We start from the raw sequence: 479 nt of genomic DNA on the forward strand, positions 1-479 counted from the left end.
ACCACAGTGGAATCCCAGTGGGTCGGTCACCGCCCGACCTCTCCAGACGACCTCCCCGTCATCGGAGCAGTCCCCGGCCATCCGGGACTGTTCGTCAATACCGGGCACGGGACCCTCGGCATCACGCTCGGTCCCACCAGCGGCGCCCTGTTGGCCGACGAAATCATTTCCAGTCGCTGCCAGGACCTGCTGGCTCCGTTCAGGATCACACGATTTCACCAGGCCAAGCAACCGAAGCTCGTCAAGTGAGGAGAAATAAGATGCCATTCGGACCAGTTCAGCATCTGGCCGGCACCGTCCGCGGCCCGAAGCCACACAACGAGCCGGTACGCGATTACCAGCCAGGATCCACCGAAGCGCTCGAGCTCGGCAAGGAATTGACCCGAGTTGCTGGCCAGACCCGGGATATCCCGATCGTCATTAACGGCGTAGAGGTGCAGGGACGGCCGACCAGCGAGATCCGGTCGCCCCACAACCAC

The 479-nt window shown here is 63.0% G+C and carries 2 pseudogenes (1 of these 2 only partly in view); both read left to right on the forward strand.

The window, feature by feature from the left end:
* Positions 1-249: pseudogene (locus ACFXIV_RS48360) on the forward strand (NAD(P)/FAD-dependent oxidoreductase) (it extends 490 nt beyond the left edge of the window).
* A gap of 11 nt (positions 250-260) precedes the next feature.
* Positions 261-479 (forward strand): annotated as a pseudogene (locus ACFXIV_RS48365) (hypothetical protein); the annotation flags it as partial.

Origin of the sequence: Nocardia sp. NPDC059236, from assembly GCF_042754085.1 — a bacterium.
GTDB lineage: Bacteria > Actinomycetota > Actinomycetes > Mycobacteriales > Mycobacteriaceae > Nocardia.